This window comes from Candidatus Nitrospira bockiana (assembly GCF_965152565.1).
Map to the genome: position 1 here is coordinate 2,185,501 of NZ_OZ224215.1, position 13,629 is coordinate 2,199,129.

General features: G+C 61.5%; 12 protein-coding genes. 1 reads left to right on the top strand and 11 read right to left on the bottom strand.

The features are described 5' to 3' along the window. Window positions 1–8: 8 nt before the first annotated feature. The 9 genes from ACWHYV_RS10670 to ACWHYV_RS10710 all read right to left on the bottom strand — a co-directional run bounded on the left by ACWHYV_RS10670 (window position 9) and on the right by ACWHYV_RS10710 (window position 9,655). Complete coding sequence (locus tag ACWHYV_RS10670; RefSeq protein WP_447980623.1) at window positions 9–1,268, bottom strand: hypothetical protein; 1,260 nt, start codon at window positions 1,266–1,268, stop codon at window positions 9–11. Window positions 1,269–1,400: 132 nt separating this feature from the next. Beyond that, on the bottom strand, window positions 1,401–2,327 hold the full coding sequence (locus ACWHYV_RS10675) for a glycosyltransferase (RefSeq protein WP_447980624.1): 927 nt from the start codon (window positions 2,325–2,327) through the stop codon (window positions 1,401–1,403). Next, complete coding sequence (locus ACWHYV_RS10680; RefSeq protein WP_447980714.1) at window positions 2,328–3,272, bottom strand: glycosyltransferase; 945 nt, start codon at window positions 3,270–3,272, stop codon at window positions 2,328–2,330. Window positions 3,273–3,285: 13 nt separating this feature from the next. Next, a complete protein-coding gene (locus ACWHYV_RS10685; protein WP_447980625.1) occupies window positions 3,286–4,131 on the bottom strand; it encodes a class I SAM-dependent methyltransferase in 846 nt (281 codons plus the stop codon). A gap of 56 nt (window positions 4,132–4,187) precedes the next feature. Next, a complete protein-coding gene (locus ACWHYV_RS10690) occupies window positions 4,188–4,901 on the bottom strand; it encodes a CpsD/CapB family tyrosine-protein kinase (RefSeq protein WP_447980626.1) in 714 nt (237 codons plus the stop codon). A gap of 73 nt (window positions 4,902–4,974) precedes the next feature. Next, window positions 4,975–6,336, bottom strand: a complete 1,362-nt coding sequence (locus ACWHYV_RS10695; protein WP_447980627.1) for a polysaccharide biosynthesis/export family protein — start codon at window positions 6,334–6,336, stop codon at window positions 4,975–4,977. 8 nt (window positions 6,337–6,344) lie between these two features. After that, on the bottom strand, window positions 6,345–8,402 hold the full coding sequence (gene rhaD / locus ACWHYV_RS10700; RefSeq protein ID WP_447980628.1) for a bifunctional rhamnulose-1-phosphate aldolase/short-chain dehydrogenase: 2,058 nt from the start codon (window positions 8,400–8,402) through the stop codon (window positions 6,345–6,347). Window positions 8,403–8,590: 188 nt separating this feature from the next. Continuing rightward, window positions 8,591–8,938: a hypothetical protein gene (locus ACWHYV_RS10705; protein ID WP_447980629.1), complete on the bottom strand. Its 348-nt coding sequence runs from the start codon at window positions 8,936–8,938 to the stop codon at window positions 8,591–8,593. A 57-nt stretch (window positions 8,939–8,995) separates the two neighbouring features. Continuing rightward, complete coding sequence (locus ACWHYV_RS10710) at window positions 8,996–9,655, bottom strand: helix-turn-helix transcriptional regulator (protein ID WP_447980630.1); 660 nt, start codon at window positions 9,653–9,655, stop codon at window positions 8,996–8,998. Between the two features lie 486 nt (window positions 9,656–10,141). Between ACWHYV_RS10710 and ACWHYV_RS10715 the strand changes: the two genes are divergently transcribed. Continuing rightward, window positions 10,142–10,687 carry a hypothetical protein gene (locus ACWHYV_RS10715; protein WP_447980631.1) on the top strand — a complete coding sequence of 182 codons (546 nt, stop codon included), beginning with the start codon at window positions 10,142–10,144 and terminating at the stop codon, window positions 10,685–10,687. On the opposite strand, the gene ACWHYV_RS10720 is transcribed toward ACWHYV_RS10715, so the two are convergent. Beyond that, complete coding sequence (locus ACWHYV_RS10720; protein ID WP_447980632.1) at window positions 10,648–12,102, bottom strand: cation-translocating P-type ATPase; 1,455 nt, start codon at window positions 12,100–12,102, stop codon at window positions 10,648–10,650. The genes ACWHYV_RS10715 and ACWHYV_RS10720 overlap by 40 nt on opposite strands. Beyond that, a complete protein-coding gene (locus ACWHYV_RS10725) occupies window positions 12,063–13,490 on the bottom strand; it encodes a cation-translocating P-type ATPase (protein ID WP_447980633.1) in 1,428 nt (475 codons plus the stop codon). The genes ACWHYV_RS10720 and ACWHYV_RS10725 overlap by 40 nt, the downstream gene beginning before the upstream one ends. Window positions 13,491–13,629: the final 139 nt, after the last annotated feature.

Consider the following 13,629-nt stretch of genomic DNA (forward strand, 5'->3'; position numbering starts at 1 on the left):
TCCGAAGGTCACCGCTTATCGGGGATCCACTTCGCGCTGTTGCCGCCCGCTTTGATCCGTTTGGGCGTTTGATCGGGAGCGTCCGAGGCAACGACGGAAATGCCCATGTAGTTGTCCTTCTCGCTGGCCTCGAAATACACAACCGCTCCTTTGTGCCAGTCCGGAATGATGGAAATCGGGCCAGGTTTGGTAAGGCGCATCAGCCCGGTTCCATTCAGCTTTACCGACCAGATGTCGTGGGCGGTGTTGGCGTCGGCATGATGGCGATAGTTGGCGGGCACGCTCGAGTTAACCATACTGAAAATCACGCGTGTATTGTCGGGGGTGATTTCCGGGTCATGAACGCTCGAGACACCGGTCTTGCCACCTTTGAAGACCAGGCGGGGATTCGTGCCGTCGCTGTTGACGACCCAGATTTCTGAAAGGTCTCGGCGGTCGTCTGGGGTCGTCAAAAAGGCGACGGCGGCGACGAGGGTGCCGTCTTCCGACACCGACACGTCGGCTTCCGCTCGGTCAGTTGTCTTCAGGATTCGCGTGAGTCCGGTCCCGTCATACTTGATCTTGAAAACATCATGGGCGGCCGCTTCCGCCAGCATCTCAAGTGGGCCTTTGGGATTCGCGAACAGGAATTTCTCTTTGCCGGCAAAATAAATGAACCCCTGTTGGTCCCAATCGACGCCGCCGTTGCCTACCTGAATCCAGTTAGGGAGCAGTTGCGCTTTCGTGCCCTTCTCCAGATCGAAGAGCCAGGCCCGACAGTAGGATCCCGGTCGCCCGCCGGTGCTCTTGGGCACCGGTTCATTGCCCACGATGAAGCGCCAATCCGGAGAAACGGCGACATGTTCCCACGAGTACTCGGGCTTGTCGAAGGTAATCTGCGTCAAGTTACCGCCCGTACGGTCCATCGAATAGATGAACCCATTTTGGTGAAAGACGATCTCGGCCCCGGGTGGGATTTTCCCCAAGCGAACGGGAACTGCGGGGCTGATGAAGGGACCTCCCGGAATGGGCTCCCCGCCGGCGGGAGGGACGGCAGGCAGGGATGCGCCGCCGGTCGGCTGCGTATCGACGATCGCCAAGACCTGGTCGAGGATACCTTCCCCATCGCTGATCCTACCCGCTCGCATGTGTTTGTCGAATTGCTCCATGAGCGGACCGATTTTGGCCGGGCTGCCGCCCCCTTGAAGCCATTTCTGAATCAGCTCCTGCGTACGGCGAGCCTTTTGCTCAACACGGGCTTGAGCGTCGCTCTCGGCGGCAAGCAGCAAGCGGGGTGCGACGAAGTCGGAGAAACCAGTGATCCCGCTTACGCTGGCCAGGATGCCGATGAATAAGATCCGTGATCGGCGCATGGAAGCTCCTGATGGTCGGTGAAGTCGGTTCATCTGTCGCGAGAGGACTTAGCACGTGTGGTGGATGTTTTTCCTTATGCCATGCCAAATGCCTTTGAAGCAAGCGGCGATCTTCGGCAGCCGATGATCTTCGAAGACGACGATGCCGGCAATCGTGACGCCGAGCCGATAGAGGAACCAGGCGCCAAACGTCGGCCAGTGGCGGTGGGGGTAGATGTGCAGCCAGAAGAACACGAGATTCCGAAAAAAGAGATATCGGCGTCGCGGAGGATGATTCGTCGTCACTAAAGGGCGGCCCAACACCCGAATTTGCTTCGATCGGCCGACCCGTTGGTCAACGAAGCTGAACCGGTGTGTGAGGAGCCGGTACCCCGCTGCGCGGATGCGGTACGTGTATTCCGTGTCTCCATAGTCGTAGCTTAAGTCTTGCCAGGGGTGATTCTGGCCCGATCGCGGGAGGCCGACCGCGCGAACCGCGTCGATCTTGAACAGCGCGCCGTTCCAGAGCAGTGAATCCACTTCGCAGTATGGCAGCGATGGATTGATCCGGGGCGGTCGAGGCCCGCCGGGAGTCATCCTTCGCCCGTGGAACAGTTTGGAGGTCGGAAGGAGAACCTGTGTGCAGCAAAGGATCCCGATTTCTGCCTGTGTCGCTGCATTGAACGAGCGGTACAGGCCGAGCAGTTGCTCCAACGCATCCTTGTGCGGGGCGCCGTCGGACTCCAACAGCCACATCCAGTCATAGCCGTGTTCGACGGCATACGTCAACCCGGCGCGCACGGCGCTGTTTGGTCCAATGTTCCGTGCGACCCGCAAGACACGGGCTTGAGGCGGAAGAGAGCCTGGGACGACCGGGCGCTCGGAGGCGTTATCCACGATGATGATGTCGCTGACGGCCTGTGTCTGGTTGAGCAAGCCCTGAAGCGCGGGTGTGACCGATTCGTTATAGGTCCCGATGTAGCCGAGAATCTTCACTTAAAACCTCTGAGCCATTCGGCCGAGCAAGCCGTCCCGAACGCCTCGAAGACAGGCTTCGAATTCCCGCCGGCGGACGGCGAGCCGAACACCAAAATTGACCATGAGCTTCATGACCCGTGCGGCCGTCACCACCAGGGGAAGGAGGCTCCAAGGGCGATAGGCATACAGCCAGAAGTACAACATGTTTCGGACCAGGTAGTAACATCGAATGGGAGGGAGTTCGCGCATCCGCACCCTGAGAAGGCCCATCCGGTATTCAGTGAACTGCAATCCGGACGGGTTCCCAATGTTGTGCTCGAGGATGCTATCGCGATGGAGGAAGGCACGGTATCCCGCCCGCCTTCCTCGGTAGCCATACTCGTGCTCACCGACATCCAGCACATAGTCGACGGATGGAAGCCCGATCTTCTGTACGACATCGAGCCGATAGAGCGCACCAGACCAAATCGTCGAATCGAACTCCCAGCAGGGTGATTGCGGGTCACCCTGAACGGGTTCAATACCCTTCTTCGTGAACATCATTTGATACGGGGGGATCTTTCGCCCGGCCTCGAGATGGAGCGGTGAAAGCAGCCAGACTTGCCGCTTGAGAGCCTCCGGCAGTGATGCATAGAACGAGAGCAGCGTGTGCAACGCGTCCGGACGCGGGGCACTATCGGCATCGAAAATCCAAATCCAGTCGTACTGGCGGGCAATGGCGTACTCCATGCCGGTGACAACGGCGCCGCTTGTGCCGACATTGTCCTGATGACGGATGAGCGTGACCGGTCTTGCAGACACTCGATCGAGTGTCCGATCGGTCGAGTGATTGTCGACGACGAGGATCTCGGCCAACGGGTGGGTTTGCCTCAACAGTGCATCGATCGAAACGTCGATAATTTCCTCGTCATTCAGAGTATGGATATGCCCCAGAATCCTCATGACCGAGCCCGGATCTTCCATCAGCACACATGCCTCACCGTTTCGTCGCGACGGCGATGTCCTGATAGCTCATGAAGACGTCGCGGCCGCACCAGCCGCCGTAATAGACCGGACGCCTCATCTCCAGGCCCGCGTTCCGGCAGACGTCGAAGACGTATCCTTCCTGATATCCCACCGCAGCTTCGGGATGCACGAGACTGTTGATGCGATAATGTCCACGGTCGTGGCTCAGCGGAAGGCTGCTGGCTCCCTTGAGGAGCAGGGCCTCGGATTCCTCGTTGAGCAGAAGAAACGTGAGCAGGCATCGGCCCCCGACTCTGAGTGTGCGGGCGATTTCGGCGATGTAGTTCTCGAAAGCTTCTGGGAGCAAATGTGTGAAGAGCGATGTGGCGATTGCAAAATCGAACCGACTGTCTTCATATGGGAAACGATACTGGGATGCCTGGAGTTGACCACGTGGGTTGTAGCATTCGTTGTAAACGTCAGAAAGGTCGAACCGGAAATGGGGATAGCGACTTTGGATGGCCGTCCTGCACCATTTGATGCCGGTGCTGCAGGTGTCGAAGCCCTCGTAACTGCCGTGTTGGAGATATCCCGTCAAAGCCACCGCCTTACGTCCAATCCCGCAGCCTACGTCTAGAATTGCCTCGTTGGGTTTGAGGCCGCAGAGATTCACGAAATACTCTAAGTACTCCCGGCCGTTCTCTTTGTAGGCTTGAATTGACGGCGGGCCGTCGAACATCAACCGCGTCGGAGGGATCAGTGGGTCTCGATGTAGGGCCAGGAACTGCAACATGTCGTGCGTCGAATTCACCGCATATTGCTTGAGTGAGAGGGTCGGCGGCACAAATCGACGTGCGAATTGCTTGAGGGAGTTCATGACTCAACCCCTTTGCTGGAGCAGTGTGGCTGGACGGGGGCACACCGTGTGCCCTGTTATGGCACCGTGTCTTCGTAATAGTCGCGATAGGGATGAAAGCCTTCTCCATGAAGACCTTCACGGAACCGGTTGATGACGACGCCGAGTAAGCGTCCACCCGCGCGCTCGATCCGTTCCTTGGCGATCTGCGCGTCCCTTTCCTTGACGAGCCCACATGCCAACACGAAGAGAATGCCGTCCACGCCGGGGGCTAATACGAGCACGTCGTTGACGGCCAAGGCTGGGGGGGTATCGAGGAGCACGACGTCATACGTATTACGGAGGAAGGCGAGGTCGGTCTTCAGCTTCAGGTCGGAGAGCAGCCGGAAGAGATTCCTCACGGCCTTTCCACTCGGAATGAAGTCAAGTGTGAAGGTCCGCTCGCCGGTACCTGATGCCACCGTAACGGTCTGAATCGCCTTGTCGATTCCTTCATCCCCTTGAAGAATCTCGGCTAGGCCGGGCGCCCGGCTGCATCGGAGGTGCTCGTGCAGGCGAGGCTTCCGGAGGTCGGCGTCTACCACCAAGACTTTTTTCCCGGCCAAGCTCAGGGCGCAGGCTAAGTTGACCGTGACGGTCGTTTTGCCTTCTCCCGGCTGCGTGCTCGTGACCAGGAGAGATTTCAGCGGCATCGTCGACGCGGCAAGCTGTAGGCTGCTCACCAGCGTTTCATAGTCTCTCACGACGGCGGGATGCAGGCCCGGCTGCGGTCGTTTCTTGGTCATCCCCATCTTTCCGTCCTGTTGAGTTCCTTCGTCCGTAAGCCCCAGCCGTGCCACTGTGTGCGGGCGGCTCAGGCCCTCCTTATCGGGTGACTGGAGGCGTCTGGATGACCGTAATCGGTTGCGGGGCGTCTTTGCCCAAGAAGACATCTCTGACGTTCGGATAAAGGGCGATGGAGAATTCCGTGAAGAACGCCGTCTGGGCCAGTTTGGTCACCAACTCGACGTACCGCTCGACCGTGGCCAGCTTCGTCTTCGGGACGAAGACGATATCGTTCGGCTGCAGCGTCATGTTGTTCGCCGAGTTAGCCTTGCCCGTAATTTCACGAGGGTCGACCTTGATCGCTTTGGGGTCTCCTAAGCCGCCTCGAAGGATGACGACTTCGTCGGAGACGGCATCACGTGTAAAGCCGCCTGCCGACGCGATGGCCTCGATCAGGTTGATGTCCGTTCTCAGAGCGATCACGGTCGGACGTTGAACCTCCCCTAGGACGAATACCTTTTTGTTGGCGGCGTTGGGGATGAAGACCGCGTCATCGTTCATGAGGACGACATTCTGGGTAAAATCACCTTGACGGAGAAGTTTGTGGAAGCTTACGGGAACGACTTCGCCGTCTCGGATCAAGACCGCCCCGCGAAGATCGGCGAGATCGGTCAGGCCTTCCGCCCGTGAAATGGCCTCAAGCAAGCGACCGTTGGCATTCAGTCGGATCAACCCCGGCTTCTTTACCTCGCCGAGAACGAAGACAGGTTTGTTCGTGAACCGGGTCACGACCACGGTAACACGTGGATTGCGGAGATATTTCGAAAGGCCATCGGTGATACGTATGCGCAGGTTTTCGGGCGTGTGGCCGACAGCTTCCAACTCTCCTAGCAATGGGAACGCGACCCGGCCGTCGGGTCGGACGGATTGTGTGCTGACGAGTTCTTTGTCACCGTATACCGAAATCGACAACTCGTCCTCTTTGCCAATTCGATACTCCTCGGGTGCGGGCTTGACGAGCGTGGCGGGGGCAGCACGGACGTGTTCCGCGAGCAGTTTTATTTTTTCCACCGCTTCATCGGCGTTGGGATTCTGGGGGTATGAAGCTCGGAATCGCTTGAACTCAGTGAGTGCGCGATCATATTGTCGATCGGCCTCATAGCTCCTCGCGAGCATCCATCGTGCCTCCTCGGCGAACGGGGTGTCCGGATACTGTTCGGTCACACCGATAAACGCTGGAATGGCTCGGTCGTAGGCACCCTCTCGAAACGCTGCGTGCCCGACTCGTAGCTCGTCTTGTGCCAGCAGGTTCTGCTTCACTTCCGGCGGAAAGCTGTCAGACCGTTGGGTCGTGGTACAAGCCGTGGCGATCAACAGCAGCAGTGCCAACAGGACCGTGTGATACGGGAGAGCGGTGTGTTTGCCAGATGTCCGGCTTTGCAGTTGTGCTTGAGGGGTCATGGACGGTATCACCGCGGAAACGCTTCCCGCACCCCTCCGTCCACCGGGATCATGCTGCCGGTCGTCTTTGCGCTGCGGTCGGACGCCAGGAACAGGACCGCTTGCGCGACGTCCTCCGCCGTCACCTTGACGTGCAACAGGTTGCGTGACGCGCAATAGTCTTCGAGCTTGTCCACCTGGATGCCGTAGGCATGGGCACGCGCTTCCCGCACCTCTTTGGACCAGATGCCCGATCCTTCGAGGATGCCGTCGGGGTTCACCATGTTGACACGCACCCCGATATCCGCCCCTTCCAAGGCGAGGATGCGGGCGAGCTGCGCTTGCGCGGCCTTCGACGCTGAATATGCTCCGAACTCCTTTCCGGGGGCAAGCACATTCTTCGTCGCGACAACGACGATATTGCCCCCCAGGTTCTGCGCCCGGAAGGCTTTCATGGCACGGCGGCAAACGAGAAAATGCCCGGTCGCATTCACGGCCAACGACCGGTTCCAGTCCTCGAGCGACAGGTGCTCGACCGCGCCGCCGCGTGCGATGCCGGCATTGGAGACGACGATGTCGAGACCGCCGTAGGCCAGGAGCGCCTTTTCGAACGCCTCCTCGACGCTCGACTCCTTCGTGACGTCCATGGCCACCGCCGTCGTGTTCTCTTCGCCGGCCTTCGCGTTCAGCTCGGCGCTCAACGCCTGCACTTTGTCGTGGTCGATGTCCGTCAGGATCACGGACGCGCCGGCGCTCACCAGGTGAGCGGCGATGGCGCGGCCCAACGCGCCGGCTGCACCGGTGACGAGCGCGATGCGTCGAGACAGCTCTTTCTCCGGCGGCAACAGCGACAGCTTGTGCAGTTCCATCGGCCAATATTCAAATTCAAATTTGTCCTTCGGCGAGAGCGTCGTATAGCGGTCGAAGGACGAGGTGGCCATGACCACCCGTATGGTATGCACGTAGAGATCGTGCGCGATTCGGCAGGCGCGGCGGTCCTTTCCGGACGTGAACATCCCGACACCCGGGATCAGGATCACCCGGGGGTTGGGATCCTGCATCGACATGCCGGGCGCCTTGTACCGTTCGAAGGACTGCACGTAGTCGTCCCGATACGCCTGGACCGCCTTCTGCACCGTCTGGTCGATGGCCGCCGGAGTCTCGCTCTGCGGTACATCGAGAAACAGCGGCTTGGCCTTCGTGTGGAGAATATGATCGGGGGTGAAGGGACCGACTTGAGAGAGCTCCTTGGCCAACTTGCCCTCGAGGAAATGGAGGACCTCGGCGCTCGCGTCGTAACTCAACACCTTTCGGGCGGGCCGGCTGACGGCCCCGCGGAGGGCGAGCGCGACGTCGGCGGCGATGCGCCGGCGATCGCGCGTGGACAGGGAGGGGGCGTGCCCGACCGGCCAGGCGTGCCGCTTGGTCATGTGTTCGATGAACCGTTCGGCTTTCTCGACCGTGTGAACCGTCTCCTGGTACGCCTCCTGCGGCGTGTCCCCCCAGGTGACGAGCCCATGCTTGTCTAAAATCAAGGCCTTGAGTCCGGGGCGTTCACGGAGGGCGGCGCCCACCATTTTGGCCAGCGTAAATCCAGGCCGCACGTACGGCACGACCGCGACGTCGTTGCCGAAGACTCGTTCGATCGTCGCCTCCGTATCGCGCACGTCGGTCAGCGCGCAAATGGCATCCGCGTGGGTATGGTAGACATGCGGGGCTGGGATGAAGGCATGAAGCAGCGTCTCGATCGACGGGTTGGGCGCGCCGGGCTGTAATGAACATTTCAACTGATAGGCCACCATCTCCTCATCCGTCATGGCCTCTCGGTCTTGGAGGAGCAGCAGGTCGTCGAGCCGAAGCGGCGTCAATTGCTTGGGAGTGATGGTCCGCATGTCCGATCCGCTGCCTTTGATCCAGAGAATCCGGGTAGGCCGTCCGGTGTGGTCGGGGGCGGTCATCTTGAGGGAGGAGTTGCCGCCTCCCCACAGGACGAGATCGGAATCGGCTCCGATCAGTTGGGTGGCGTACACCAAGAGGTCGGGGCCTTCAAGCCCTGTGGCTTCTTGAGGAGACCATCGGCTTTTCATAGCGCCTCCCATCGAAAACGAGCGTTGCCATCTTCGTCACGCTGGTCACTGCCGGACAGGCAACGGGTCCGTGATGGTCCAGCCGGCCCGTAGGACGAAGTCCTACCTACATGTCGCATCAAGACCTTCCGAATCAACCCTTCAAATGAAGCATTGAAGTACTACTTTCGAAGGGCCGCCTTAGGCGCTTACCAAAACGGGTCGGGTTTGAACCGGGACGTGGCATGCCCGCGCTCCCGTGGTACGGAGATCGTGATGCGATAATCCGGCGGCGTCTCGAGCATGTCGAGGACTTCCTCGACATATCGTCTGGTATGATCGGCAAAGGCCGCTTGGTCCCACGGTCCCTGAAATCCGATGAGCGGATGCACGTCGATCTGTCGACCTCGTGGCGTGTCCAGGAGCGTCACCTCGGTTTCATAGTCGCCCTGCGGGCGTCCGTCGAGCTCGAGCCGAACGCGGATCCGTCCCCGGCGGATCCCCGTCCCGCCCTCCGATTCCGTCCAGCCCAGGTACGAAATAGTCACGATCGGCATGGCTGGAAAACGCCCGCGGCTCTTCTCCCACGATGAAAATGAATAAGACCCGACGGATCACAACATCGGCTTTTCATGTCTCGGGGGCCCGATTGGCGGCATGGTGGGCGTCAGAATGTTGCCGAGGATCGCCGTGCGGGTGGGCGATTTGGTCTTCTGCATGATTTGACGGATATGCTGTTTGACGGTCTTATCCGTAATGCCCAGCTCCTCCGCGATCTGCTTGTTGGTCAAGCCGCGAAACAGTGGAGCAATGATGGACTGTTCCCGATCGGTCAGGTTGAAGCGGTCCTTGGCCGTGTGCAGCGGGGGCGCCAACGAAGACACGACTTCGTCGATCAGGATGAGCAGCCGCGACTGCCGAATGTCGTCGGTGTTCGGAATGCAGTAGCCGCGAAGGCGAACCGGCGACGACCTGTGCTCCGAAAGGCGTGAGAGCTGCACCTGTTCCAAGTCCTTTTGCAAGCTCTGGCCGAGCAGGAGCTTGGAGAGCTCGGTGCCGAGCCTGATGATCTCTCTGGGGATCACGCCACGGGCCCGCTGTCCACCGCGTTGCTTGTTCATGCGCTCGGACAATTCCCTGGCTTCATGGTTCATGTAGACCATTTCCAAGCCGGGGGTGAGGATGATGATGCCGAGTCCTGGTGAGTCGTGGCTGCGGGTGAAAGCCAAACGAAGATGCGGGCGGCCGGGGGATCTAACCGGGTGAGATGACATGGCCGGAGTCCTCCTGAATTCTCGCCTCGTCCTCTCGAGGAAGAGGAATCAGGCGGGCTATTTATAACGTGATCCAAGCTGAATATGAAGTCTCCCGTAATTCCTTAAGGAAACGATTCTCAGCCTGCTGGTGTCGTCGGCTCGAGACCCGGGCGATTCTTCGACAACCTACGTGGACGCTTCGTCGTATGCAATCCGACGGAGGTCCAAGGCGCACCAGGCCGTGAAGGAGCGATCGCGCCCGTTCCCCCCTCGTCCCAATCGTCCTGCTCACCCTGCTCCGCTCGGATGGAGAGGTTGGTATAATGACGTAGGACTGAGGAGAGTGGATCCATCGGTCGGCAATTCGTCAAATCAGGCCGTCCGGAAACGGTGGCGCAGGACCACGGGCGTCGCGGCTTGGAGGGACCGGGAGATCCGCCCGCCATAGCGAGAGCGAGCCGAGGCAGTCGACCGGTGTGTCCAAGCTGAAAAAGGAGGTGGGCGGTGCGTATGCGACGAATCGCGGGATTGGCGCTGTTGATGCTTGGTCTTCTGGTTTCGGAGCGATCGCTTGCCGGTGCCGCTTCGCCGGTCGCCAAGATCACCCCGAGCGGGGATGCGGTCGAGATCGACTATGCGCAGACCGGCGGCGGCCGAAAGGAGACCACGACGATTCCGCTCCATCGCGCCGGGGCGGTGCGGTATTTCAGCGCCGGGGTCGGCCTCGAGGAGCGTCAGGCGGTCTACCCGCCGTTTTCATTGAAGGTCGTGTTCGTGGCCGGCGAGAGAGAGTACCTGACCCGGGTCGGTGTGATCATTCAGAACGATCGGGGTGAGGCGGTGGCGAGCATTCCCGCCGAGCACGTGACCGGGCCGTGGCTCTTCGTCGACCTCAAGCCGGGCCGGTATGTCATGATCGGCAAGCGGGATGGCCGGGCGGATGTGCAGGCGCGTGCCACCGTCGTCGAAGGACGCGAGAGCGTGGCCTTGCTCCGCTGGACGGACGGCGATCACCAACAAGGTGCCGCAACGGGCTCCTCGGACCGCTGACGGCCGCGTGGTCGGACCGGGGACCGTCTTCCCGGTCGGCAATGTCCGGGGTCATGGGGACGCCTGCCTGACGATCGCCTTCCGGATCTCCTCGGCAACGAACAGGAGCACTGCTCCCAGGGCAAGGGCCGGCCAGACCCATGCAGGGACGGCCGCTGTCCCGAAGACCCACCGCCCCGCGGGGTGTAGATCAGCGCGGCCAGGAGGGCGAGCTCCGCCGCAATTCCCGCCAGCACCCACCGGTTACTGAAGAGCCCCGCGCTGAACGTGGACGTTTGCTCCGACCGACAGGCAAACACGTTGGCGACTTGAGCGACGACGATCGCCGCGAAGGTTACGGTCGTCGCCTCGCGGTACAGCGGTTCGGACGAGGCCAGCGGGGTTCCCCAGGTCCACCCGCGGGCGTGAAGAAACCAGAAAAAGGCGGTCATTGCCACGCCCGCTTCGATGAGCCCCAAGAAGCCGTAGGCCCGGCTCAGCAGCGCCCCGTTCAAGAGCCGTTCCCGCCGCGCACGCGGGGGACGGTGCATCGTCTTCGGATCAGAGGGCTCCGCGCCCAAGGCCAGTGCGGGCAGCATATCGGTGCCCAGATCGACCGCCAGGATCTGCGGGATCGTCAGCGGGAGAGGGATGGCCAGCAGCCCATACGCCAGGTAGGGGACGATTTCGGGGACGTTGCTGGACAACACGTAGGTTACGAACTTGCGGATGTTGGCGTAGACCGTACGACCTTCCTCGATCGCGTTCACGATGGTGGCGAAATTATCGTCGAGCAGGATCATATCGGCGGTTTCTCGGGCCACGTCCGTCCCGGCGAGTCCCATGGCGATGCCGATGTCCGCCTTCTTCAACGCCGGCGCATCGTTCACGCCGTCCCCCGTGACGGCGACGACGTCCCCCATGTCCTTGAGCATCGACACGATCCGCATTTTGTGCGCCGGCGCCATGCGGGCGAAGATCGGCTCCGCTTCTCCAGGCCGAGAAGGGGTCAGGAGACGCCGGAGCTCATCGTCCTCGAGCCGATCCAACTGCCTGCCCTCGATGACCGCTGGTGAGGCCGGGGGAAGGTCCTCCGTCGACGGCGGTGCGAGCCCGATCATCCTCGCGACGGCCAGGGCCGTCAAGGGATGGTCCCCGGTGATCATGATCACGCGGATCCCGGCCTGCCGGCACCGGGCGATCGCCTCCGGGACCTCGCGATGCGGCGGATCCATCAGGCCGACGAGGCCAAGGAACGTCAGGTCCTCTTCGATCGTCTCGACTTCCAGTGTGTCGGGGGCGCCCGTGATCCTTCTGAATGCCACCGCGAGCACGCGCAAGGCCTGGCCGGCAAATCCATGGCTCTGCGTCACGATACTCCGCCGTTCGTCCTCGGTCAGGACTTCGCTCTTCCCATAGATCGGACGCGTCGGCACAGCGGGAGGACGGTCTCGGGCGCGCCTTTGACATAGGCGACGAGTCCTCCTTCCCGCCAGTGGAGCGTGCTCATGCGCTTGCGGTCCGCATCGAACGGCAACTCCTTCAACCTGGGGCTCGGCTCGCCGCGAAACAACCCGTGCTCCATCGCAAATTCGACCAGCGCGGCCTCCGTCGGGTCACCGAGGACGGTGAGACGCCCGTCGGGACGGCGGATGCGTTTGGCATTGTTGCAATGGATCATGGCCTCGACCAAGGGAGCAACTTCCTCCGGTTTAACCGTGCTCGGCGTTCGGCCCCGTACACGGAGCAGCCCGTCCCGTGCTTCCACCTCCACCCGGTTCACGTACAGTCGTTCGAGACGCATGCGATTTTCGGTCAGCGTCCCGGTCTTGTCCGTGCAGATCACGGTGGCCGCCCCCAACGTTTCCACCGACGTCAGGTGCTTGATCAAGGCGCGCCGTTGGGCCATGCGCTGACTGCCGATCGCCAGCGCGAGTGTCACGGTTGGAAGGAGGCCTTCGGGGACATTGGCGACGAGCATGCCGACGGCGAGAACCGAACTGGCCCAGAACCCCAGCCCGACCCAGATCCCGATCGTGAAAAACGCGAGTCCCATGGCGAGCGAGAGTGCGGCGATGACGTGGGTGACGTGGGCGATTTCCCGTTGAAGCGGGCTCAGGGTCCGTGCCACCCCGGTGGTCAAGCCCGCAATCTTGCCGAATTCGGTCCTCATGCCCGTCGCATAAACGAGGGCGCGACCGCGGCCCGAGACGACCGTGGTCCCGGCGAACACCAGGTGGGACTGTTCGAGGACCGTGGCCCCTTCGCCCGGCTCAAGACTTCGCCGCTTGGGGATGGCTTCTCCGGTCAAGGCCGAGAGATCGATCCGCAGGCCGGTGGCCGAGATCAGGCGGGCGTCGGCGGGGACCTGTTCGCCTTCTTCCAGGAGTAGGAGATCGCCGGGCACGAGCACGTCGCGCGCGACCTGTTGCATCCGGCCGCTCCTGATGACCCAGGCCTGGTGCGGGAGGAGGCGGCGCAACGCCGAGAGCGCGCGCTCGGCCTTGTATTCCTGGACGAAGCTGAAGACCGCATTGACGGCGATGACGCCGACGATTGTCCAGCCGAGCGTCGCCATCCCTTCCCCGGGTCGGAGCACTTCGGCGAGGAACGCCAGCACGGCGGCAAGCCACAGGAGCAGCGCAAGAAAATGCGTACATTGCTCCAGGAGCTTGGCCGCGAGGGAAGCCTGCGGGGGACCGACCAACGTGTTGGGCCCCTCGCGGGCGAGGCGGCGCTCCGCCTCTTCTTGGCTCAGGCCTTCCGCCGCCGACGTCTCCAGGGCGGCCAACGCCTCTGACGGCTGAAGCCGTAGGAGATCCATGCTCCGAGGTGTCGCAAGGGATGTGCCGAGGTGCAGCCGTCCAGCGGTCTCGAGGATGAGCGGCGGTCTGAAAGGAAGCTTCGTCCGGTTCCCGTCTTCTTCGATTTCACTAACCGAGACCCCATCTGATTTGCCGGAA